This is a genomic window from Herbaspirillum sp. VT-16-41, from assembly GCF_001994935.1.
Classification (GTDB): Bacteria; Pseudomonadota; Gammaproteobacteria; order Burkholderiales; family Burkholderiaceae_D; genus Herbaspirillum; species Herbaspirillum frisingense.
On record NZ_MUXB01000079.1, the window covers coordinates 161803 to 185312 of the forward strand.

At 63.0% G+C, this 23510-nt stretch carries 19 protein-coding genes and 1 pseudogene; 14 read left to right on the top strand and 6 right to left on the bottom strand.

Annotated elements, in window-relative coordinates; genetic code table 11:
- The first annotated feature begins 197 nt into the window (after nt 1–197).
- Nucleotides 198–1073, top strand: coding sequence for a CmcJ/NvfI family oxidoreductase (locus tag BTM36_RS05665; RefSeq protein WP_077235520.1), 876 nt, complete (start codon nt 198–200; stop codon nt 1071–1073).
- Nucleotides 1070–1690, top strand: a complete 621-nt coding sequence (locus tag BTM36_RS05670; RefSeq protein ID WP_077235521.1) for a 2-hydroxychromene-2-carboxylate isomerase — start codon at nt 1070–1072, stop codon at nt 1688–1690. Before BTM36_RS05665 ends, BTM36_RS05670 begins: the two co-directional genes overlap by 4 nt.
- Here BTM36_RS05670 and BTM36_RS05675 read toward each other — a convergent pair.
- Nucleotides 1680–2573 (bottom strand): LysR substrate-binding domain-containing protein, encoded by an 894-nt coding sequence (locus BTM36_RS05675; RefSeq protein WP_077235522.1) that lies wholly within the window; start codon nt 2571–2573, stop codon nt 1680–1682. The genes BTM36_RS05670 and BTM36_RS05675 overlap by 11 nt on opposite strands.
- 183 nt (nt 2574–2756) lie before the next feature.
- Here BTM36_RS05675 and BTM36_RS05680 point away from each other — a divergent pair, with 183 nt between their 5' ends.
- The gene (locus BTM36_RS05680; RefSeq protein WP_077235523.1) at nt 2757–3968 is read left to right on the top strand and encodes an MFS transporter; all 1212 of its coding nucleotides are present in this window, start codon (nt 2757–2759) and stop codon (nt 3966–3968) included.
- 11 nt (nt 3969–3979) lie between these two features.
- On the opposite strand, the gene BTM36_RS05685 is transcribed toward BTM36_RS05680, so the two are convergent.
- Nucleotides 3980–5659, bottom strand: a complete 1680-nt coding sequence (locus tag BTM36_RS05685; RefSeq protein ID WP_254426936.1) for a fimbrial protein — start codon at nt 5657–5659, stop codon at nt 3980–3982.
- A gap of 36 nt (nt 5660–5695) precedes the next feature.
- On the opposite strand from BTM36_RS05685, the gene BTM36_RS05690 reads away from it, so the two are divergent.
- The 7 genes from BTM36_RS05690 (at nt 5696) to BTM36_RS05720 (ending at nt 15394) form a co-directional block, all read left to right on the top strand.
- Entirely contained in the window at nt 5696–6223 is a 528-nt protein-coding gene (locus BTM36_RS05690; RefSeq protein WP_254426937.1) for a fimbrial protein, read from the top strand.
- Nucleotides 6224–6339: 116 nt separating this feature from the next.
- Nucleotides 6340–7149 carry a molecular chaperone gene (locus BTM36_RS05695; protein WP_254426938.1) on the top strand — a complete coding sequence of 270 codons (810 nt, stop codon included), beginning with the start codon at nt 6340–6342 and terminating at the stop codon, nt 7147–7149.
- 11 nt (nt 7150–7160) lie between these two features.
- Nucleotides 7161–9776 (top strand): fimbria/pilus outer membrane usher protein, encoded by a 2616-nt coding sequence (locus BTM36_RS05700; protein ID WP_077235526.1) that lies wholly within the window; start codon nt 7161–7163, stop codon nt 9774–9776.
- Nucleotides 9777–9850: 74 nt separating this feature from the next.
- Entirely contained in the window at nt 9851–10564 is a 714-nt protein-coding gene (locus BTM36_RS05705) for a molecular chaperone (protein WP_254426939.1), read from the top strand.
- Nucleotides 10565–10614: 50 nt separating this feature from the next.
- Nucleotides 10615–11457 (top strand): EAL domain-containing protein, encoded by an 843-nt coding sequence (locus BTM36_RS05710; RefSeq protein ID WP_139347084.1) that lies wholly within the window; start codon nt 10615–10617, stop codon nt 11455–11457.
- Complete coding sequence (locus tag BTM36_RS05715) at nt 11447–12106, top strand: response regulator transcription factor (protein ID WP_077235529.1); 660 nt, start codon at nt 11447–11449, stop codon at nt 12104–12106. Before BTM36_RS05710 ends, BTM36_RS05715 begins: the two co-directional genes overlap by 11 nt.
- A gap of 21 nt (nt 12107–12127) precedes the next feature.
- Nucleotides 12128–15394 (top strand): ATP-binding protein, encoded by a 3267-nt coding sequence (locus BTM36_RS05720; protein WP_077235530.1) that lies wholly within the window; start codon nt 12128–12130, stop codon nt 15392–15394.
- Between the two features lie 10 nt (nt 15395–15404).
- On the opposite strand, the pseudogene BTM36_RS05725 reads toward BTM36_RS05720, so the two are convergent.
- Nucleotides 15405–16058, bottom strand: a pseudogene (locus tag BTM36_RS05725) (porin); the annotation flags it as partial.
- Between the two features lie 295 nt (nt 16059–16353).
- Between BTM36_RS05725 and BTM36_RS28575 the strand changes: the two are divergent.
- The 3 genes from BTM36_RS28575 (at nt 16354) to BTM36_RS05735 (ending at nt 18707) form a co-directional block, all read left to right on the top strand.
- Complete coding sequence (locus BTM36_RS28575) at nt 16354–16500, top strand: hypothetical protein (protein WP_174616813.1); 147 nt, start codon at nt 16354–16356, stop codon at nt 16498–16500.
- A complete protein-coding gene (locus tag BTM36_RS05730) occupies nt 16493–17071 on the top strand; it encodes a phospholipase D-like domain-containing protein (protein ID WP_254426940.1) in 579 nt (192 codons plus the stop codon). Before BTM36_RS28575 ends, BTM36_RS05730 begins: the two co-directional genes overlap by 8 nt.
- A gap of 67 nt (nt 17072–17138) precedes the next feature.
- Entirely contained in the window at nt 17139–18707 is a 1569-nt protein-coding gene (locus tag BTM36_RS05735) for a tetratricopeptide repeat protein (RefSeq protein WP_254426941.1), read from the top strand.
- Nucleotides 18708–18767: 60 nt separating this feature from the next.
- On the opposite strand, the gene BTM36_RS05740 is transcribed toward BTM36_RS05735, so the two are convergent.
- The gene (locus BTM36_RS05740) at nt 18768–19787 is read right to left on the bottom strand and encodes an AraC family transcriptional regulator (protein WP_077235531.1); all 1020 of its coding nucleotides are present in this window, start codon (nt 19785–19787) and stop codon (nt 18768–18770) included.
- Nucleotides 19788–20230: 443 nt separating this feature from the next.
- On the opposite strand from BTM36_RS05740, the gene BTM36_RS05745 reads away from it, so the two are divergent.
- Nucleotides 20231–21133, top strand: coding sequence for a LysR family transcriptional regulator (locus tag BTM36_RS05745; RefSeq protein ID WP_077235532.1), 903 nt, complete (start codon nt 20231–20233; stop codon nt 21131–21133).
- A gap of 66 nt (nt 21134–21199) precedes the next feature.
- Here BTM36_RS05745 and catA read toward each other — a convergent pair whose 3' ends face one another.
- Both catA and BTM36_RS05755 read right to left on the bottom strand, forming a co-directional pair.
- Complete coding sequence (gene catA, locus BTM36_RS05750; RefSeq protein WP_006464258.1) at nt 21200–22111, bottom strand: catechol 1,2-dioxygenase; 912 nt, start codon at nt 22109–22111, stop codon at nt 21200–21202.
- 63 nt (nt 22112–22174) lie between these two features.
- Nucleotides 22175–23335, bottom strand: coding sequence for a muconate/chloromuconate family cycloisomerase (locus tag BTM36_RS05755; RefSeq protein WP_305778100.1), 1161 nt, complete (start codon nt 23333–23335; stop codon nt 22175–22177).
- Between the last annotated feature and the right edge of the window lie 175 nt (nt 23336–23510).

The window sequence follows — 23510 nt, forward strand, 5'->3', positions numbered from 1 at the left end:
CAGAAGGCCCTCTCCGGGACCTGCTAGCGATGGTCTGCGATGTGGAAATACCGTTAGCTAAAAGGGCGTCGGTGGCCATCGTGGTAACCCATCGTATTCCCTCTGTGCATGCGAAAGAGAAAATTAGTCGTTTGAACAGGTTTTGCTGCACTGCTTCAATGGCGTTACCAACAGCCATTCTTGAACCAGAAGCCAGCATGGAAACGACCACCTCCCACCTGCCCGCCGACATGAGTCACGCTGATGCCAGGCGCGGCGTGCTGGCGCGCCTGAGCTATCTCGCCAGTCATGCCCGTGACCCGGTCAGCTATGCCTATACGCCGCCCCCTGGCGTTCCCTGGGAGAGCGCCGACTACACCGTGCACGACACCTTCATCGCCGATGCCAGCGCCTGGCGCGAACTGGATATCGATACCAATGGATTCGAATTGCGTGACGCCCCCACGGCCTTGCGCAATCCGGCCGATGCCGACGAGATCGAGGCTACCTGTTATGCCGAAGCAGTGGAGCTGGCATTGGATGTGACCGGTGGCACCCATGCCTATGTCTTCGATCACCTGGTGCGCGAGCGCGACCCTGCACGCGCGACGCTGGATTTCGGGCGCGCCGCCCGTGGTGCCACGCCGGCAGCCAACGGTCGCATCCACAACGATTACACCGAGGTATCGGGGCGCCGGCGCCTGTCCATGGTCTTGCATGATTCGGACCTGATTCCCTTTGCCCGGCACTTTTCCATCATCAACATCTGGCGCAGCCTGCGCGGCGTGATTGAGGACACGCCGTTGGCCGTGGTTGACGCGCGCAGCGTGGCACGCGAGGACCTGGTGCGGGGCGAGGTGCGCTATCCACGGCGCACCGGCGAAATCTATCTGATGCGCCACAACCCTGCGCATCGCTGGTGTTATTTCCCGCAGATGGATCGTCACCATGCGCTGGTGTTCAAGCAGTTCGATTCGCGCACCAGCGGGGTGGCACGCTTCACCCCGCATACCGCTTTCGACCTGCCCGACATCCGGCCCGGGGCCCCCTTGCGTCAGAGCCTGGAAATCCGCTGTCTGGTGGTGCATGCATGAGCGCGCCGCATCCCGTGATCGAATACTGGTTCGACTTCGGCAGCAACTACAGTTACCTGAGCACGCTGCGCATCGAGCAGGCGGCGCAACTGGCTGGTGTATCCGTGCAGTGGCGGCCCTTCCTGCTGGGGCCGGTGTTTCGCGAACTGGGCTGGAGCACGTCTCCTTTCGTGTTGCAGAAGGAGAAGGGGGAGTACACCTGGCAGGACATGGCCCGCCAGTGTCGCAAGTATGGCCTGCCGTGGCGGCGTCCCAGCCGCTTTCCGCGTCCTGCGGTGCTGCCCACCCTGGTCGCCCTGGCGGGATCCGGGACGCACTGGGTGGGTGGCTTTTGCCGTCTGATGATGCATCTGAACTTCGCCGAGGACCGCGACATCGACAGCGCCGGGACGGTCGCTGAAGTCTTGACGGCGATGGACCTGCCCGTGGCGTCCCTCCTGGAGGGGGCGCAGTCCGCAGACAATCGCGCCCGCCTGCGCGAGCAGACCGTGCTGGCCCGTGCGCGAGGCATCTTCGGCGCGCCTACCTTCTTCGTCGGCAAGGAGATGTTCTGGGGCAACGACCGGCTGGACGACGCATTGGCCGCCTGCAGGGAACCAGCCAGCTTCAGCCCGTGAGGCTGGTCCCGGCCTCGTTGCGTATCCAGGCAGCGACCTGCTGTACTTCGCGGCGGGCTGCAGGGGTGGCCTGGATCATCCAGTAGGCGTAGCCATCCTCGTCCTGCGCCCGTGCTTCGCCCAGCAGCACCAGCTGGCCGCTGGCCAGTTGCGGTCCGATCAGTTCGATGCGGCCCAGCGCCACGCCCTGTCCGGCCAGTGCCGCCTGGATCACCATGTCGTACTGGTTGAAGCGCAGCATGCGGTGCTTCTTCTTCCATTCGCCATGGTCCAGCCAATCCTTCCAGCGCAGGCGCGGGTTGGCTTGTTCGAATTCGATCAGGGTGGTATCGGCCGGCAGCTTGCCTTGCTTGAGCAGCAGGGGGTGCGCCACCGGTGCCACCGATTCCCCGAACAGGCGGATCGCTTCCGGCGGCGTCTGGGCGCGCGTGGTGTAGCGCAGGGCCAGATCAATGCCTTCGTGGCGCAGGTCGATCACGCTGTCACTGGCCGCCACCCGCACGTCTATTCCCGGCACCTGCTGCTGCAGTCGCGACAGGCGCGGCAACAGCCATAGCCCGGTCATGCCGATGCTGGCGGTGATGGTCACCGGACGGCTTGCCTGGGCGGCACGCAGTTCGCCGATGCTGTCCTGCAGTTGCAGCAGCATCGCATCACAGCTGCGGAACAGCCGCTCACCGGCGGTCGTGAAGGAGATTGCGCGGTGGTGGCGGTGCAGCAGGGCGGTTCCCATGAATTCTTCCAGCAGATGGACCTGACGGCTCACCGCCGACTGGGTCAGGAACAGGTCTTGTGCCGCCAGCGTGAAGCTCATGCGGCGGCCCACGGCGACAAAGCCACGGATCAGGTCCAGCGGCGGCAGCTTGGCGAGAGGGAGTGTCATGGCGGTCGGCAAGGGAAGCAGGTCGGATGCGCTATTGAAGCATAGTCGCGCATCCTCGTGGGCATCCGGTGTCCATCATTTCGCATTCCATTTTGGAATGGGTAGTCGTGCCGAAGTCATTTGAATGCGCTCTATTTTCAGAGTCAAATTGCATCATTCATCTATCCAGGATCGCCTCTTGCCATGAGCCATGCTTCTGTGAGCCACAAACGTCTCTGGGCCGTGCTGGCCGGTGCCGCCATCATGAGCATGGCGCTCGGATCGCGCCAGACCTTCGGCCTGTTCATCAGTCCCTTGTCCTACGATCATGGCCTGCCGGTGACCCTGGTCGCCTTCGCCATCGCCCTGCACAACCTGGTATGGGGCGCGGCGCAGCCGCTGGCCGGTGCCATGACCGATCGTCATGGCCCAGCGCCCGTGGTGGCATTCGGCGCGGTCTGCTATGCCATCGGCCTGGCGTTGACGGCACTCGCCCCCAACGGCGCCTTGCTGGTCTTGGGCATGGGGGTCTTCATCGGCGTGGGTATCAGTTGCACCAGCTTCGGCGTGGTGCTACCGGCGGTGGGACGCAGCGTACCGCCCGAACGGCGCAGCAGCGCCATGGGGCTGGTCAGTGCCGGGGGCTCGCTGGGCCAGGTGCTGATGTTGCCGCTGGTACAGGCTTTGCGCGCAGCCTCGGGGATCAGCTTGGCGCTGCTGGTGCTGGCCGCGTTGGTCCTGATGGTGGCGCCGCTGGGGCTGGTGTTGCGCTCCCCAGCGATCAGTACGCCGGTCATGCCGCGCCGGGAGGGCGGTTTGCGGCGGGTGATGGTGCAGTCACTGCGGCACCGTGGCTTCCAGTTGCTGACCTTGGGATTCTTCGCCTGTGGATTCCAGCTGGCCTTCATCGCCACCCACCTGCCGGGCTATCTGGAACTGTGCCACATGCCCACCGGCCTGGCGGCGACGGCGCTGGCGCTGATCGGCCTGTTCAACATGGCCGGCAGCTGGACCTGCGGCTGGCTGGGCGGTCGCTATCGTCCGCAGCAGGTGCTGGGCTGGCTGTACCTGGTGCGCAGCACCGCGATCGGATTGTTCTTCATCGCCCCCAAGAGCAGTCTGTCGGTGACCCTGTTTGCCGCAGTCATGGGGCTGACCTGGTTGGGCACGGTCCCGCTGACCACGGCGCTGGTGGCACGCCTGTTCGGTCCGACCCACATGGGCAGCTTGTTCGGCGTGTGCTTCCTGAGCCACCAGATCGGTTCCTTCCTCGGCGCCTGGCTGGGAGGCTGGATGCTGGAGCTGAGTGGATCGTATTCCTTGCTGTGGATGGCCACCTTCGTGGTGGGAATCGTCGCGGCGCTGCTGCATTTTCCCATCGATGATGGCCAGCCCGGGCGACTGAAGGCCGCTTAGGACCAAGACCTTCACTGCACCTTTACGATGACATAGGCGGTCGAGAACACTCTTCCCGGTGTGACGGTCTGCCCCGGCAGCTTTTGCAGGGTCGCCGTCAGGCGCTTGTTGATCGTAAATTGTTCGACGGCTGCAGCGGGCGACGACGGGCTGGGAGGACATCGTTCCTCGGTTGCCCTCAGCCGATACCAGCCGGCATTGCGGCCGGACGGGAAGGACTGCGACAGCCACTGGCCGGTCACCGATGAACTCAGGAATTGCATCTCCTGTTGATTGTCTGCATCGCTCAGGCCTATCCCCACTCCCTTGGCCAGCGACGGGTCGGTGCCGTAGTTGTCCGAAAGCAGATAGCGTACCCCCTGACTCTGATTCACGTAGCCCAGCAAGCGGGCAGCCGCCAGCGCCCCCGGTGAAACCTGGAGGCCGAAGGCGGTCTGGTTGTCATCCGTGCCGGCGGCGAAAGGCGGCTTGCTGCCGATGCCCTCGTCGCAGCGGAATGAGAGCGTGAATTCCACCTGGCGCGTCTGCCCCAGATTGAGCTCGGTTTCCGAGATCGGCGGGAACACCACTTCCGGTGTCACATTCTGGACCACGCAAGAGGGCAGCACGCTCAGTGTTGCGCCCATGCGCATGCCGAATGCAATGCCATTGGCCGCGCCAAAGAACAGGTAGCGATAGGCATGGTCTTCACCATCGTCATCCATGTCGCCGCTGGCACGGTTATAGCCGGGACCGCGCAGCATCAGGTAGCCATTGGGCTGGGTGCACTCATACGCGACGGCTGCCCAGCGCGTGTTGTCCGGTGCGCCACTGCACCAGTTGCTGGTTCCGGTGCCCGGTGTCAGGTCCGATACCCTCGCCACCTCGGCCTTGATCGGACTGAGGTGACGGGCGCGGATCAGGATCTTCCTGGTGGCCTGATCGACATCATAGGTATCGAGCTTGCTGGACTGGTAATAGCGGGAAAGGATCTTGCCCGAGCGCAGATGCGTGAGGCGGATCGCAACCCCGGGAAACCATGTGCGATAGAAACCATGGAGGCCATCCTTGATACCTATTTCGGCATAGCCACCGACCCTGTCATCACCGTTGGTGGAAAAGACTTCATAGATCTGGTCGGCATCGGCCAGGTCGCAGGTCCAGAGCAGCGTATCGCCGTTGATGCCGGCCGCTTCAGCGGCGCTGGCCACCGCGCTGCCCAGTATGCTGCCTGGTGGCTGGATCGCCGTACTGGCCAGATTGATGCGGCCGAACCAGAACTGGGCGGAGCCGCCGTCACTGAGCGGCGCGAACGGATAGGCGGCGCGGTTGTTGCGCTTGCAGATTGCTTCTGCCGTCGGTGCCAGTAGCAGCCACAGGGAAAGCGTCATCAGCAAAAGCTGCATCGTGCGCGCGCGATGGGGATAGTGAGGAAAGAGGGACATGGGCGAGCGGGTGGGGAAGGGGGAAAGGGGAAAGGGGAAAGGGGAAAGGGTGGGAAGGAGACCCCAACCATCATCGCTCCCCGCGCTGCGTCGGTGAATGGGCCTGACCCGCAATGCGCATGGGCCGATGCCTAGCGCAGCATATGGGATTTCGCCCATGCCGCAATCAGACTTCGCCAGCCCGTCGATGGGCGTGCGCCGATCCTCTGGATGCCCGCTCTTGCCTAAGATGCGATCGGTGCAGGGCGCTTCGGTCGGCGTCTGCATTTTCTTTCGGTCGGCCGAATCCTTTTGGGGGTAAACATGAAAAAGTATCTTGCAATCCTGATGTTGGTCTCGCCATCCCTGGTGCTGGCGGCCGGCAATACCATCAGCTTCCGTGGCCAGGTCAGCAAGAAGACCTGCCAGGTGATGGTCGATGGCGCCACCAATCCGGTGGTGCTGCTGCCCACGGTGGCTGCGGGCGACCTGGTGGCCGCTGGCAGCGCCGCCGGTGAGACCCCCTTCGTGGTCAGCGTGAGCGGTTGTACGGCATCGGCTTCGGATTCACTGAAGATCAAGACCCAGTTCCTGGCCAGTTCAGCCACCGGTGGTAACAACATCCCCAACCTCGGCAGTGCCAAGAACGTGGCGCTGCAATTGCGTGCCGGCATGGGCGGAGAAGCCATCAAGCTGGTTGGCGGAAGTGCCGTCTCGGTTGATGGCCTGGAGATCGCCACGGGCGCCACCAGTGCGTCGCATACCTTCTCCGTGCGCTACATCTCAGAGGCTGGCTCGGCGGGAGCCGGTTCGGTCATCGGATCGGTGCAGTACGCGCTGGACTACCTCTGACCTGCGGGCCGGGCCGCCCTCCGGGGCGGCTGCCTTGCAGCGTCGCCTCTTGTTGATCATCTCCTTCGCTACCTTCAGGTCCGGTGCACATTCAATCCACGCGTCTCGCAGATTGAATGCGCGCCGGCGCCAGCTTTGTCGCTTCACCTTCGCCGCCGCTGGATCGCCGCCGCGGTGCCTTTTCCGTTTTGAACATGAAAAAAGCAAGCTTGCTCGCAGGGCTCATCATTGTGTTGGTATTCATCGCAAGCGCCCAGGCCAGCGTGACCATGCTTGGCACGCGCATCATCTATCCGGCCGATGCCAGCGAACAGGCGCTGCGTTTCAGTAACCCGGACGATCACCCCAATCTGGTCCAGGTGTGGCTCGACGATGGTCGCAGCGGCGATGCCCATGCCTTGTCCTCGCCGTTCCTGGTGATTCCGCCGGTGTTTCGGGTAGAGCCGCATGGGGGCCAGATGGTGCGGTTGTCGTATGTGGGTGCAGCGTTGCCACAGGATCGGGAGTCCCTGTTCTTCCTCAATTTTCTCCAGGTGCCGGCCCTGAAGGCTGATTCCGTCGGGGAAAACCAGCTGGTGCTCACCGTACGCAGCCGCATGAAACTGTTCTACCGACCGACGGCACTGGCCAGCGAGGCCGATGCCGCGCGGGCGCCGGATGGCCTGGCATTTTCCATCGATAGTACGGGCAGTGCTGCCACCGTCGTTGTCGATAATTCCAGTGCCTACCACGTCGTGGTGCAGCAGGCGACGCTGCTGCAGGGAGAGCAGCAACAAGCGCTGGCGCGGGCCACGGTGATCAGTCCGTTCCAGCAGTTGCGCTGGCCGCTGACACGTGTGCCGGTGGACCGCTCGGACCTGCGCATGCAACTGCGCATCGTCAATGATTTCGGGGCGGAAGTCGTGCGCGACTACCCACTGCACTGACGAGACCGGTAGTGAAACCATGCAGATCAACGCTACGGGCGGGAGCCGGCTGGACAGCGCTGTCGTTGGGCGCCAGTCTGTTGGTCATGGCCCCGCCGGTGGCAGGGCAACCGGAGCAGAGCTATCGCTTCCTGGAGGCGCTGGAGATGGCCTCCCCTGTCAACAAGGGTAGCCTGTCGCGCTTCAACCGGGTAGGGAATGTGGAGCCCGGCACCTACAGCGTGGATGTGTTCGTCAATGGCAGTTTCAGTCACCGGCGGTCGCTGCGTTTCGACTTGTTCGAAGGGCAAGGCGTCGCAGCCTGCTTCAAGGCGCAGGATGCTGCCATGTTGAACCTGCGTCCGGATCTGCTGGCGCAACTGGGGCAGCGCGAGTGTGCGCGCCTCGAAGAACTTGCGCCAGGCGCAAACGCGGTGTTCGATCTGGCCAATCTGCGCCTGAACCTCACCTTGCCACAAGCACAGCTCAAGCACGTGGCGCGGGGCTATGTCGACCCCGAACACTACGACGCCGGCGAAAGTATCGGCTTCGTCAACTACAGCATCAGCCAGTACTACGTTCGCACGGCACAGGTCAGCCATAGCGCGACCTACGGCTTTACCGACAGCGGCGTCAATCTCGGCCTGTGGCGCCTGCGCCAGCAGGGCAGCCTGGGCTATGACAACCATGCCGGGCTGGCCTGGAATCCGGTACGCACCTACGCCAGGCGCGCCTTGCCGGGCTGGACCAGCGAACTGACGGTGGGCCAGAGCTTCACTTCCGGAAAGCTGCTCTCCGGTCTGGCCTACCAGGGTCTGGAACTCAGTTCGGATGACCGCATGCTGCCTGACTCGCAGCGCGGCTACGCGCCGGTCATTCGCGGCAGTGCCCGCAGCAACGCCCAGGTCATCGTCAGCCAGAAGGGACGCGAGATCTATCGCACCACGGTGGCGCCAGGCAGCTTTGTCATTGACGATCTGTATCCGACCAGTTACAACGGCGACCTCGACGTCACCGTGATCGAGGCTGACGGCACGCGTTCCGGCTTCAGCGTGCCATTTTCCGCACTGCCGGAATCGATGCGCCCGGGTCGCTCGCGCTACAGCCTGACCGCCGGGCGCACGCGTGATACCGACACGCCGGCGCTGTTCATGGACGCGCTTTATCAACGTGGTCTGACCAATGCCTTGACCGGCAACGTCGGGATGCGACTGGCCCGGGCTTACCGTTCGGTGCTGATCGGAACTACGTTGGCAGGGCCGGCAGGGTCGGTCGGACTGGCGCTGAATCATTCTCACGCAGATACCGGGCGTGGGGCCCGCGCTGGCTGGATGCTGGGCTTGTCGTATTCGCACGCCTTCGAGGCCACCGGCACCAATTTTTCCATTGCCAGCTATCGCTATTCGACGGCCGGCTACCGTGAGCTGGCCGATGTGCTCAGCGAACGCCATGCCGGGCGCGGCAACCAGTGGGCGCTGGCCAATTCCAGCAGCTATCAGCAGCATTCGCGGTTCGACGTCTCGCTCAGTCAGCAACTGGGCAGCGTGGGGTCACTCTACCTCTCCGGGCTGACCCAGACCTTCTATCACAACCGCAGCCGCATCACCCAGTTGCAGTTCGGTTATTCAACCATGTGGAGCAATGGCATGAGCATCAATCTGGCATTCCAGCGGCAGCAGGTCAGTGCCGCCTCCAGTGTACAGTCGGGCCTGGACCCTCGCCTGCCGCAAGCGGGTCGACCAGGTTCCTCGGTCATGCTGTCGCTTTCCATTCCATTGGGGCAAGCCGGCGGTGATCGACCGGTCCTGAGCAGCTCGGTGGTCAAGGCGGCTGGACAGGATTTGTACCAGTCGCAGCTCTCCGCCATGGTGCTGGGCGAGCGCCACATCAGCTACAGCCTGGGTGCCAGCCACGCACCTGGCGGAGGACAGGACAGCCTCAATGGCAATGTCGGCATGCGCCTGCCGAAGGTCAACCTCAATCTCAACCTGGCGCGTGGCCATGACTACTGGCAGGCTGCGGCCAATGCCCGTGGCGCGCTGGCCTTGCATGGTGGCGGCATCACCTTTGGCCCCTATCTGGGAGATACCTTTGCGCTGGTCGAAGCCAAGGGGGCCGAGGGAGCCCGGCTCTTCAACGGTCAAGGTGCGGTGATCGACAGCAACGGCTTTGCGCTGCTGCCGTCCTTGTCACCCTACCAGCGCAATGTCGTGGAACTGGCGGACGCCGGGATGAGCAGCAAGAGCGAGATCCTTGAGAGCCAGCGCACCGTGATCCCCTACGCCGGCGCCACCCTGAAGCTGAACTTCCGGACCCGCTCCGGCCATGCCCTGTTGATCCGGCTGCGGCGGGACGATGGTCAGCCTCTGCCCATGGGCGCCGATGTGCTGGATCCGCAGGGCGAGCTGGTGGGCATGGTGGGGCAGGGTAGCCAGGCCTATCTGCGCATCGCCCAGTTGCGCGGCAACCTGCTGGTACGCTGGGGGGACGGCCAGCAGGAGCGCTGCGCGGTCCGTTACGACTTGCACGGCCAGGATCTCAAGGCCGCCCTCCTGCGCCTGGATGCCGCTTGCATCGCCGCGCCCCGGCGCGAAGCCTTCCTCCCCGCCGACGCCGGCCCGCCCGCGGCAAGTGGAGCTACGCAATGAGGCAGTGGTCCATGTGGCGCTGTGCCTTCCTGTGGCTGAGCCTGACAATATGCAGCACCGGAGAGGCCGGGATCATGCCGGAACGCACGCGTCTGATCTTCAGCCAGGGCGTTGGCGAGATCAGCCTGCGCCTGGCCAATACCAACGATTACCCGGTGATGCTGCAGAGCTGGGTCGATCAGGGGGAAGGCAGCCAGGCGCCGGACACGGTGCTGTCTTCGATGTTCGTCATGCCGGCGGTACAACGACTGCAGCCGCACGCCGTCAGCCAGGTGCGGGTGTTGTACACCGGCGATCCCCTGCCGGCCGGGCGCGAGTCGGTGTTCTGGCTCAATCTCTATGAGATAGCGCTGTTGTCGGCCAAGGCCCCGCAGCAGGATGCATCACGGCTACTGCTGGGGATCAACACGCAGATCAAGCTGTTTTACCGCCCACCTGGCCTGCCAGCCCCCGGTCCGCAGTGGCACCGCGCACTGCACTTCCATCTGGAACGCGACTCCGGGGAAGAAGGCGCATGGATGCTGGTATGCCGCAACGACAGCCCCTACTTCGTCTCCTTCGCCGCCTTGCAGCTTGGCGATGGCGCACATGGGTTCTCCCCACGTCTGGCGCCCGACCAGATGGTCCCACCCTATGGCCAGCAGCGCTATGTGTTGCAGCAGGATGGAAATGCCCAGACCGGGATGCCCGCCGCCTGGCAAGCACCGTACCTGCGGTACCAGACCATCAATGACGACGGCCGCCTCAGCGAACACGAAGTTGCGCTGACACCGCCCTCCCACCCCTGAACGGAGTTCTTATGCTTGGCCTCACTTATCACAGCACCAGGAGTGACAGGATGCCCGCGATGACGCGCGCGCAGCTGTTGCAGGCGCTGCGTCGACGGCAGTTCCTGCCCTTCCTGCAAGCCATCGTCGGTACCGATGGCCAATGGCAGGGTGCCGAGATCCTGATGCGATGGCAGCATCCGCAAGCCGGGATGCTGCCGCCGGGCAGTTTTTTGCTCAGGCTGGAGGAGGAGGGACTGTTGGCGGCGGCCACGCGGCAGATGCTCAGACAGCTCAGCATCGGCTGGAAGCGGGCGCAGGTGCGTCTGTTGCAGCCCTTCTTTCTCTCCTTCAACGCTTGTGGCCAGCAATTGCACGACGATACCCTGGTGGCGCAATGTCAGGCCCTGTTGCAAGACTTGCAGGAGGGGCAGCTACGCTTGATGATCGAGATGCCCGAACGCGGCGGCGATCTCGGGCCGGTGCATTGCCGCCGCCTGTTCGCCCAGTGCGAGCATGCCGATATCGCCATAGCGCTCGATGATTTCGGCGTCGGTGACGCTCGCCTGCACCAACTGGCCTGCGGCCGCATCAGTTGCCTCAAGCTCGACCGTTCATTTGTTGCTGCCATGCACGGAAATTCCATGTACAGTCGCCTGATCGAAAAGATCGTGGCACTGGCCGCGGTATTCGGTGCCTCCGTCACCGCCGAAGGTGTCGAGACCCTGGCGCAGTGGCAGGGCCTGCGCGGCATCGGGGTGAGACGCTTCCAGGGATATTACTTTGCCAGGCCGATGGCGCTGCCGGATTTTTTTGCCAGGTTGAATCACGTCAGGAGGCCGGTAGGCGGTCACGCCACACAAGCATCGACGATGAAGCCAGTTTCGGAAAGGGGGTGTTGCCGTGACGACTAAAGGGGTAACGATACGGGTCGGCATTGCCGATGATTTTCCGGTGGTTCTGCGCGGGATAGAGGCGATCCTGGCGCCCTGCACGGACATCGCACTGCACTTTTCCGCCGAGAGCATCGCCCAGCTCATGGCAGCGCTGGCGCAGACACCGGTCGATGTACTGCTGTGCGACTACGCTTTCGACGACGACCCGCACGCCGACGGCCTGGACCTGCTCAAGCGGCTGCGCCGCCACCATCCGGAAATGAAGGTGATCTTCCTCAGCGCCCATGCCCAGCCGCAGATCATCTCCAGCGCCCTGGAGCTGGGCGCCGCCGGATTCATCGGCAAGAATCGCAGTGATTTCGTCAACCTGCCACAGGCCATCTACAGCGTGCAGGGAGGCCAGGTCTACCTGCCGCAGTCCCTGTCGTCGGCCCTGCTGGGCAGCCTGTTCAGCGTCAACCCGCGCCAAAGCGGCCTGGGCCAGCTGTCCGAGCGCGAGCTGGTGGTGGCGCGCATGATCTGCCAGGGCATGTCCATCACCGCAATCGCCGAACGACTTCACCGCAGCCCCAAGACCATCAGCAACCAGAAGGTGGCGGCGATGAAGAAGCTGGGAGTGAGCAATGACGTCGAACTGAGTCGCGTCTTCCAGAGCCTGGGCGACTGATCCAGCGCGCCACCGGACCCCATGCCACGCCAGCTCCTCGCCCTTTCCGAGCGCTACTATCGGCGCCTGCTCTACAGCTGTGCCTGCCTGTTGTCGGCGGCCATCGTCTGCGCCATCCTGTTCCTTGGATACAGCGCCTTTTCCCAGTTTCGTGAACGCCAGATCGGCACCTTCACCAGCAAGCGCGAGCAGATCAAGTCCGAGGTCGACCGGCTGACAGCGCGTGTGGTTCAGTTCGCCGAAATGTACGCACGCCTGCAACATCTTTACAAGAGGGAATTGCTAACGCTGGAGGGTTATACCGGCAACGTCGGTGGCGGGCAGATCACCCGCAGTCCGGAAAACTTGACGGTGGTACCGTTCTCGCTCCTGGTCCGCAGCGATACGGCCGCCGACCGCCTGCGCTTGGCCAGCCTGCTGCTCCTCTTGCGTCAGGCGTCGGCCCTGCCGATGTTCAATCCTGCCGAGCCAGGGGTGACGCTGGACGGTTTCATTTATACGGCCGATGCCGGTTTCCTGGCTGTCTCGCCACCGCTGGAGGGCGCTGAGCTCGCTCTGGTGAGGCAACAGGGTATCGCGCGCTTCATCAGCGCCCTGGGGGCGCCGGTCAACGCCGCCTTCGCCGCCGAACGAGAGCGTGCCGCCCGCGCCCAGGGCAGCACCGGACAGCGTGTGCTATGGATGAGTCCGGCCTTGAGCGCGCCGCTGGTACGTAATGCGGTGACCAGGCTGGCCGTGCGTATCCAGCTGGACAAGGGCGATGAGGCCACGGCCGTCTTCTCGGTCCCGGCCAGCCAGTTCCGCCAGTTCTTCATGAAGAACGAAGATACCCCTGGACTGTTCGTCTTCGAAGGACAGGGTAGCGTCCAGTTGTTGAGCCAGCCGGACGACCAGGTCGATCCGGGCCTGATGCAGCACATCCAGGAGCATGTGCGACGCGAGATGGATCCGCATGATCACGTCGGCCATTTCCATGACGATGGCAGCTTCTTCATCGCCCAGACCATCGAGGGGCCGGATTGGGTGGTGGTCTATACCTTCACCTGGCGCGACGTGCTGGCCGGCCTTCAGGGCAACTTCATCACCGGCGCTTTCTGGGGGCTGTTCTCCTTGCTTTTCGTGTGGGCAGCCACCTTGTACTTTGATCGTTGCGTGATCGGCCCGCTACAGAAGAAAGCGCTGGCGATGGTGGAAAGTCGCCAGTTCAGCCAGACCATTATTGACACCCTGCCGGTGGGTATCGCCGTCTATGCGCCGGGCTCCGGCGAGGTGCTGCTGCGTAATGCAGTGGCGGCACAGATGCTGGAGCAATCTGCACTGCCCAGCGCCGGCTTCTACGCCCAGATCCTCACGGCGGTGCGGGTGGGTGACGATCTGCGCCAGGCCATGATCGAAGCCGAGCTGCCTTTGCGCGACGGCGGCGTGAGCCACCTGGGGGCAGTGTGGTCGCGCACCCGCTTTTCTGGTCAGGATGTGCTACTGCTGGGCATGATCGACCTCAACATGCAGAAGGCGCATGAAGCCCTGATGCGCGACGCCAGGAGCATGGCGGACCGTGCCAACCAGGCCAAGTCCATGTTCCTGGCCCAGGTCAGCCACGAAATCCGCACCCCCTTGCACGGGGCCATCGGTCACCTGGAGTTGCTGACGCGTGAAGACCTGTCGGCGCCGCAGCGCCAGCGTATCGAGCTGATCCGGCATGCCTTCGACATGCTCATGAGCCTGGTCAACGACATTCTCGACATCACCAAGATCGAGTCACAGAGCATCACGTTGGCTTCCGAGCAGTTGCAGGTCAACGAACTGCTCGAAGAATGCGCCCAGCTGTTCGCGCCGCTGGCGCTGGACAAGGGACTGCAGTTCCGCTGTCTGCCGGATGTCGCGCTGGAACGTCCGCTGCGCGGCGATCCACGTCGGCTGATGCAGATCCTGCAGAACCTGGTTGGCAATGCGGTCAAGTTCACCAGCACCGGCAGCATCACGTTGTCCACGCGCCTGCTGCGCGTTGCCGAGGGGGTGAGCGTGGTGCGTTTCGAGGTGGCCGATACCGGCATCGGTGTTTCGTCCGGGGCGCGCCAGCGCATCTTCAAGTCTCTGCAACAGGCCGACGACAGTATCAGCCAGCGCTTCGGTGGCACCGGACTGGGGCTGTCGCTGTGCCGGCGCCTGGCCGAGTTGATGGGCGGCGATATCACCCTCACCAGCGAGCCGGGGAAGGGCAGCGTGTTCGGCGCCGAGATTGTGCTGCAGACCTTGCCGCAGGCGGATTTGCAGCATGCCGCCCCGCTGCGTGGACGACAGGTGGCGTTGCATGCCGGTGAGGCGAGCACCGCAGCCATGCTGCGCGCCTACCTCAAACATTGGGGTGCCGAGCCGGTCGAGCCGGAGTCGGCGGGCCTCACGACCATTCACCTGGTGGCGCCGGACAGCGTAGAAGCCTTCGTGGCTGCGCCTGTGAGTGTATCGAAGACGGCCGTGCTGATCCGCGCCGATGTGGTTCGCCACAGCAGCAGCGTGACGCACTGGCGCCAGGTCAGTGCCTTCGACCGCCATGCCTGGCGGATGGCCCTGAGCCAGCAGGATGGAATGATCGTACCGCCATGGCGAGGCCGGCCGCAGGCCGTGCAGCTGCCCGTCGCACCGGACATGCTGGACGTGCTGGTGGTGGAGGATGACTACGTGAATCTGACCCTGATCCAGCAACAGCTGCAGGCGTTGGGCTGTCAGCGCCTGCGGTTGGCACGCGATGGCCTGGACGCCCTGGCGCAATGGCAGGCGCAGCGCGCCGACCTGCTCATCACCGATCTGGACATGCCGGGGCTGGACGGCGTCGCGCTGGCCCGACGCGTGCGTCAGGAACATGCGCAGGCATGCATCATCGCCACCACTGCCGCCGGCCCGGACAGCCTGGCGCACTTGCCCAGCGGACTGTTCGATGCCCTGCTCTACAAACCAGGGTCGCTGCAGCAGATGCAGGAACTGCTATCCCGTTTCGGCCGCCCGGCAGCGCCGGTACAGGACCAGGGCGACCCGCTGCAAAAGGTACTGCTGGAAGCCTTCCGGCACAGTTGGCCGCAGGAGCGGGACAAGTTGCAGCAGGTCCTGCAGCGCGGCGATGGCGAACGCGCCGCACGCATCCTGCATCGCCTGCAGGGTGGTCTGCTGGCCATGGGCCGCGAGCATCTGGCCGAACGCAGCCAGATGCTACAGACGGCACTGGCCGACGGCGAGCCGGATGCAATGCAGGCCATCCTGCAATGGATCGCCGTGGTCGACGCCGAGATCTGAGGGATCAAGCTCAGAAGGTATGACGTACACCCGTCATCACGCCGAACTGGTTCATGCCGACCCCGACCGTCCCGCCCACGTCCAGCGGGATCGCGGCGCTGCCGCCGTTCTTCATGTATCCCACCGAGCTATACAGCGCAGTGCGCTTGGAGAGGTTGTAGGTCAGGCGCGCCACCGACAGTGTGGAGTTGTTGGACGTGCCCTTGATCTTGAGCCGTGCCACCTGCGCATCCAGCACCAGCGCGACCGACAGCGGCGTGGAGAAGCCCAGGTAGTACAGGTCCGAATCGGTATTGGCGGTGGCTGCGCGGGTCTTGCGGTCGATCACGCCGCCGCCGATCTTGCTCTGGCCCAGCATCACGTAGCCATTCAATGTGACGCGCTGATCGTGATTGTTGCTGCTGGTGAGGCCATTGGCGGCACCGGTGTTGCCGTACAGGATGTCGTAGGAGCTGGAGATGCCGTAGCTGCTGCCGTCATAGGCCAGCATACCGGTGATCTGGCGACAGGCCTTGGCATTGCCGGCCACTTCGCCGGCACAGTTGGTGGCGCTGGCACCGCCGGCGCTGGAGGTATCGCGGCCGAAGCTGTAGGTGGCGCCGACGGTCAGACCGTTGAAGCTGCCCAGGTAGCCGATGGCATTGTCGCTGCGGGCGTTGGGGATGAGTGCTCAGATCAGGAAGCATGTGTGGGGAAGGCATACGGGTGGGACGCAGGATGGGGGTGGGGGGAGTAATGTGGAAATTGCCAATACATTTGATGAGTGGCTAAAGATGATGAAACGCAACTTGCAGCTAAGCAAAAAAGGCCAGTCACCAACTGGATTCCTCTTCCCATTCAAAGATGAACGAGTAAGTACATTCCGACTCGCATAGGTATGGCGTCCTTCTCTACCGGATACACATCCCTTGCATGCTTCCTTCAATCGCTGGGATCGGCAGGCTTATGTGAGAAAGGGCATGCCGTTTCCTGCGGTGGTCACCGATCGTCCCGGTATCGAAGAGAAGGAGATCCTCTGGCAGTGGCTGGCCAATGCCAACGAGGTACGCAATGGCCTGGAACACGTGACGCTGACGACAGGTGAAGATGACGGGGCGCATGATTAAGCGCGCCAAGGGTGCAGTGCCGAACCCCATGCTCAAACCGGCAGAGCCCTCGACCATGGCCCAAAGCGCTGCATCGACCGGTACCAGCAAGGAGAACGTCAGCGAGCAACTGAAGACATTGGGCATGCGTACGCTCATCGGCACCTTGTGGACCTACGACCATGCCTGGCGCTCACGAACGCCACCGAAGGAGGGTGAGTCAGCCAGACTGGGCGAGCGCTATCGTGAAATCTATATCCACAGCAAGTTGATGGTGATCGACGACTCCATGTTTACGGTGGGCAGTGCCAACCTGAATCTGCGCTCGATGGCAGTGGATGCGGAGATCAATGTGGCTTGCGATGATCCTGCGATGAGTGCTCAGATCAGGAAGCATGTGTGGGGGAGACATACCGGAGATACCGAGAAATGTAATCCCGTCACCATAGATAGGATATCTGCAGATGAGGCATTCAATGCGTGGAAGCAGCTGATGGACGAGAACGAGGAAGCTCGTGTAATAGGTAGCGCGCCTAGTGGATTTTTATTCCCATTCAAGGATTCGCGAACTAGCAGATTTAGATTGGCATAAACCTATGCGTGGATTCTCGTGTGTTTCATCGATTCTTATTTCTCTAACTATTTTCTCCTCCAATGCCATGAATAACCTTCCCCGCAACATGCCTTTGAAAGCCTTTGATCCGCATCGCAAGGAATTTCAATGTAAGCATGAAGCCGACATTGTTCCTCCGAACGATCCACAAGCTGAGATATGGTTTCAAGAAGGCCTGGCGCTCACCAATCACCGGCTTTGGCCAGAGCAACGCAATTACAAAATGGCCATTCAGTTATGGCAGCAGGCAGCGGATCGAGGTCACTGGAAAGCCATGCTTAATCTTGCCGACGGTTACGCCCATGGCGAAGGCGTGGATCGCAATACCGAGCGCGCTATTCAGATTATCGAAGAGGCCATGAGGATGGGAATTCCCGCTGCCTTCAATGTAATGGGGCGGTATCACATGGAAGGAATGGGTGTAAAAAGCGATCCAAGTAGAGCTTATGCCTTTCTGGAACTCGCGGCAGACATGGGTAGTGCCAGTGCTCAAGCTTTTATAGGTAAGGCGCTGCGCGCAGTCTATGATGATCCTGCACAAGGTTTCTGGGGTAATAGAAAAATCGGCATCAAAATGATGGAATGCGGATTTCAACAAGGAAACCGCGAAGCTGCCTATGCATTAGGACTAAGCTTGATAGGCACGGACAGCGCGATGGGCCACGATATGGAGCGAGCATTGGTTGTCCTGCATGATTCGGTCAAATTGGGTAGTGATGAGGGTGCTTCTTATCTCAGTCTGTCTTTCTCGGTGGGTAGGCCGCTAGTTGGAGGATTCAAAGACCCGACTCGTGCAGACCGCTATTCGACGTTGGCGGCGGCGCTCCGCATTGATCCCGATCTCCGCTTCCCCAACCTGGACAAGATTCTTCCTCTTCCCCCTGCCAAGCTCCCCATGTGGAACGGCGACCGCAACACCCTGCTCGACGCGGCCAAGCCAATTCTTCCCCGACCCACCGCACCACCTCCGCCCGAACCGAACCCGGCCTGGCTGCTTACCGGCCGTGCCCATATCGAACCGGGCCGGCAACTCCCCGAGCAACCGCAACGCCAGATCGTGCCGCAGTATGAAAGCACGGCAGCCCCCGAAACCGGCTACTGGATCGCCCGCCTGATGCATCCTGTCAGTGAGCGTCATCGTGCGTGGGATGCGCAGCAGCTGCCGATGCGCTATCTGAAGGGGGAGCTCTTCGATCGCAGCCGGACCGGGCTGCAAGATGAAGATGGGCGCATCCGCTTCCATTATCTGGGTGAGGCCATCGACCAATTGCCACCGGCGCCAATCAAGGACGATCCCCGTGTGGCCCGCCGCGCAGCGCGCTATAGCGATACCCCGAAAACGGAGCGCTACTACAGAAGCCATTCACCTTGCCCGCGCACGGGCATATGGCGTCCTTATCTACCGGATACACATCCCTTGCATGCCTCCTTCAATCGCTGGGATCGGCAGGCCTATGTGAGAAAGGGTATGCCGTTTCCTGCGGTGGTCACCGATCGTCCCGGTATCGAAGAGAAGGAGATCCTCTGGCAGTGGCTGGCCAATGCCAACGAGGTACGCAATGGTCTGGAATATGTGACGCTGACCACCGGTGAAGATGACGGGGCGCATGATTAAATCTTTCTAATGATCAAGGTTTAATCGAATACAAGCCGTCTGGATCGGGCTAGGGCTTCTCTAACGCATCCCGCCCCGCGTCTGCTTGGGCAGTTCCCCAAACCGCTCCCGATAGTACGCAGAGAAACGTCCGAGGTGACCAAAGCCGAATTCGAAGGCGGTGTCGGTGATGTTGGCGCCGGGATGGGTCAACAGGCGTTCGCGTACCGCGTCCAGGCGGATGTTGCGCAGCAGGTCCATGGGGGCCACGCCGTATTGCTGGTGGCACAGCGCATTGAGCGCGCGTACGCTCACGCCGGCGGCACTGGCCAGGTCGGCCAGCGCCAGCGGGGCGCACAGGCGGGTGCGGATGTAACGCTCCAGCATGTCCAGCCGCTGCAGCTTGCCGGCGCCCACCAGGCTGTCGCCGGATTCGCTGGCCGCGAGCTGCGCGCTGCCGGAAACACCCAGCACCGGCTGCACCGTGCTGGTCAGCTGCGAGAGCAGGAATTGCGCGGCACTACGTTCGAAATGGCGAATCCACTCGCCATGCCCCTCGCTCTGCCCGGGCAGGGCCAGTACGCGCAGCAGCGACTGGATCAGCAGGTCCCAATGCGGCGCGGCCTGCTGCGGCAGCAGGAACAGGGAGGGCATATTGGCCGGTCCGGGCTGGCCCATTGCGCTCAGTTCCTCGAACAGCGCCAGCGGTACCTTCAGGATCAGTTGCTCGGAACCCGCCTGCCACCACAGGCGCAGATTCCGTTTTGGTGCGATCAGCGCGGTCTTGCCCTGCGGGATGCACACTTTCTGGCCGTCCGATTCGATCTCGGCCGTGCCGGAGAGTGTCATGTGGACCAGGGCGAAGCCATTGAACAGGCGTGGCCGCACGATGACTTCGGCGCCGTACTTCAGCATGAAGATCTGCAACTGCTGGATGGCGGCCTTGAAGAGCACGGTGTCGACGTCGTCACCCTTCCAGAACAGATCGTGTTCCGACAGTTCGTTGGCGACCTGGGCGTGGCAGTCGACCTTGCGGGTGGACTGGAACACGCGACGACGATACAGCGGCTCCAGACTGAGCGCATGGACAGTGTTGAGCATGTTAACCTCTTAACGGTCCCGCCCGCGCAGTGCCGGTTGCGGGGGAGACGTTGGTACCGGGTGGTGATGCAGCGCGGGCGCACCGGCCGATGGCCAGAAGTGCGCCGCACCTTCATGGATTGCAGGACCGGGAGGCGCGCTGTCTGCTTTCCCTTCAGTCAGCGAGCCTCGCGGTCAATGCAATGAGGTTGCAAGTTTCATGCCCGCCAGGAGGACGGGCAGGGGCAAAGATGGGGCAGGGTGCTGCGGTTCATGTCGGTCTCCTCTACGGTCTTCTGGTCGGGCCTGCGCTGGCGTGGGCGCTGGCCTCGCTATGGTGGTGCGCACGGCACGCGTGGAAGGCGTCGTGTGCTCGGCTCTGCGGCCGCTGGCCTTGGATTCTATGCCCAGGGCGGGAGAACGTACAATATCAAATCAGCATCATGGTATGCCCCGGAGGTATAGTGGAACTTCGCCATCTCAAGTATTTCAACGCCGTCGCCAGCACCCTCAGCTTCAGCCGTGCGGCCGAATTGCTGCACATCGCCCAGCCGCCCCTGAGCCGGCAGATCCGCCAGCTGGAAGACCTTCTGGGGGCCGAGCTGATCGACCGAGCCTCGCGACCCATTGCCCTGACCATGGCCGGCAAGTTCTTCTACGAGCAGACCCTGCAGGTATTGGCGCGGCTGGAGCAGATCGAGGAAGGCACCCGTCTCATCGCCAAGGGACAGCAACACTGGTTCAACATCGGCTTCGTGCCGTCGGCGCTGTATGGTCTGCTGCCGGAAATGATCAAGCGTTTTCGGACCGAACTGCCGGATATCGAGATCGGCTTTTCCGAGATCGTCACCATGGAACAGATCGAGGCACTCAAGTCCGGCCGCATCGACGTCGGCTTCGGCCGGCTGCCCATCACCGATCCCGACATCGTCTGCGAGACCATCGTGGAAGAGCCGCTGGTGGCGGTGTTTCCGCTGGGTCACGCGCTGCTGGCGCGCAACAAGGTGACGCTGGCGCAACTGGCCGAGGAGCGCTTCATCCTCTATCCGGCGCGTCCGCGTCCCAGCTATGCGGACCAGGTGCTGGAAATCTTTTCCACTCGCGGTCTGCGGCCCACCATCGTCAAGGAAGCCAACGAAATGCAGACCGCCATCGGCCTGGTCGCAGCCGGGGTCGGCGTGACCCTGGTACCGCGTTCGGTGCAGGGGCTGCACCGGTCGGACGTGGTCTATCGGCCCTTGTCCAACAAGGGTGTGCATTCGCCGGTGATCATGAATTTCCGGGCCAACGACCGCTCCGTGCTGCTGGAGAAATTGCGCGCCACGGCATCAGGCATCGCGCAGATGCATGCAGAGGAATATCCCTGAGCTTGGCCGGAAAGACAACGGGCCATGCACAAGGCATGGCCCGTTCCATCATGACGCCCTGCCTGCTCAGGCGGCCAGGCGCGGACGGTTGATGTCGGCCTTGGGCAGATCGCCCTGTTCCGGCAGCAGGCTGAAGTTGAACTCGATGGCATAGAAGGGCGCATCGACTTCGTGCTTGCGCAGTTCGGCCGGGTCGGTCACATGCGTCATCTCCGGCACCAGGCCCTCGCGGGTAGCGAAGGCGAAGTCATCCCACAGGTACGGATCGCCGGCGATGTTGATCTGCGTGGTCAGCTTGCGGTAGCCCGGCACGGTGACGAAGAAGTGGATGTGCGCAGGACGGCTGCCATGACGGCCCAGCTTGTTGAGCAGGCGATCGGTCGCACCGCCCGGGGGCACGCTGTAGCCGACCGGCACGCGGCTGCGGAAGCGATAACGCCCCTGCTCGTCGGTACGGATGGAGCAGCGCAGGTTGAACGGGGTCTGGTCCGGATCGAAGAAGGAATAGCGGCCCAGGTGGTTGGCGTGCCAGACCTCCACCAGCGCATTGGCCAGCGGCTTGCCGTGCTCGTCGCAGACCTGGCCTTGCATGAAGAGGGTGTCGCCCGGTTGCTCGTCCTTGTCCATGCGCGCAAAGCCCTTCTGTTCGGGCGCGCCCGAGACGTACAGCGGACCTTCGATAGTGCGCGGGGTGCCGCCCTGCACGCCACGACGCGCTTCGGCTTCGTCCATGCGCAGGTCGAGGAAGTGCTCGAAGCCCAGGCCGGCGGCGATCAGGCCATATTCGCCGGACTTGCCGGCCGAGGTCAGATAATCCACGGCAGCCCAAAATTCTTCCGGCTGCACATCCAGGTCTTCAATCGTATAAAACATGTCGCGCACGATGCGGTTGACGATGGTCTTGACACGCTGGTTCCCTTCCGCGAGCTCGGTGCTCTCGATTTTCTGCAATACCGCGTCGATGGCTTTCTTGTCCACGTTGTCTCTCCTGTCTCTGGTTGGATGTGGTTGGCTTGCTCTGGTGTCGCTGGCCGGTGAATGTCAGGCCAGCGAGACCAGCGGGGTCTTGCGGTCGCGGCGCAGTGCGTTGACGCGATCCTGGTCGAGTTCGATGCCCAGGCCGGGGCCGGTGGGCAATTCGAGGGCGAAGTCGCGATAGCGCAGCGGCATGGCGAGGATTTCTTCGGTCAGCAGCAGCGGGCCGAACAGTTCGGTGCCCCAGGCCAGGGCACCGAAGGTGGCGAACAGCTGGGCCGAGGCCATGGTGCCGATGGCACCTTCCAGCATGGTGCCGCCATACAGATCGACCTGCGCCGCACCGGCGATGGCGGCGACCTGCTGGGCGCCGGCCAGGCCGCCGGACTGGTTGATCTTCACGGCAAACACGTCGGCCGCGCCCACGCGTGCCAACTGGTAGGCGTCCTGCGGTCCGTGCAGGCTTTCATCGGCCATGATGGCGATGCGGTTCTTTTGGCGCAGGCGGCGCAGTCCGTCGTGGTTGCCGGCGGCAATGGGCTGCTCCACCAGATCGACGCCGGCATCGGCCAGCAACTGCATGCCCAGCATGGCATCGGTCTCGGTCCAGGCCTGGTTGACGTCCACCCGCACGCTGCCGCGCTCGCCGATGGCGCGCTTGATCGCTGCCACGTGGGCGCAATCCTGCTGCACGGTGCGGGCGCCGATCTTGAGCTTGAAGATGTTGTGACGGCGCTGGGCCAGCATCTTCTCGGCTTCCTCGATGTCGCGGTTGGTGTCGCCGCTGGCCAGGGTCCAGGCGATCGGCAGGCTCTCACGTACGCGGCCGCCGAAGAGGGTGGACAAGGGTACGCCCAGGCGGCGCGCCAGTGCATCGCACAGCGCGGTCTCGATGGCGCACTTGGCGAAGCGGTTGCCCTGCACGTGCTCGTCCAGCAGGTGCATGCGTGCGGCGACCTGGTTGGCATCGGCGCCGAGCAGCAGTGGCGTCATGTAGGTCTCGATGTTGACCTTGATGCTTTCCGGGCTTTCTTCGCCATAGGCCAGTCCGCCGATGGTGGTGGCTTCACCCCAGCCGGCGATGCCGTCGTTGCCGGTGATGCGCACCAGGACCAGGGTCTGGCGATGCATGGTGGTCATCGACAGGCGATGCGGGCGGATGGTGGGAACGTCCAGCAGCAGGACCTCGACGGTCTCGATGGAGGTGGCGGGCAAGGATGAGCTCAAGATGAAATCCGGGTAAGTGATGATGAGTGCTGGCAAGCGATGACTTGCCGCATCATAGGAAAAAAGCGCGCCGGGTGTCCAAGACCGTTTCGGGCATGCTGCATACCTTTTGGGTATAACGTCCCTGCCGTGCAAAAAACGGATAAGCCAGGCCGGAAAGATTGCAAATGGTGGA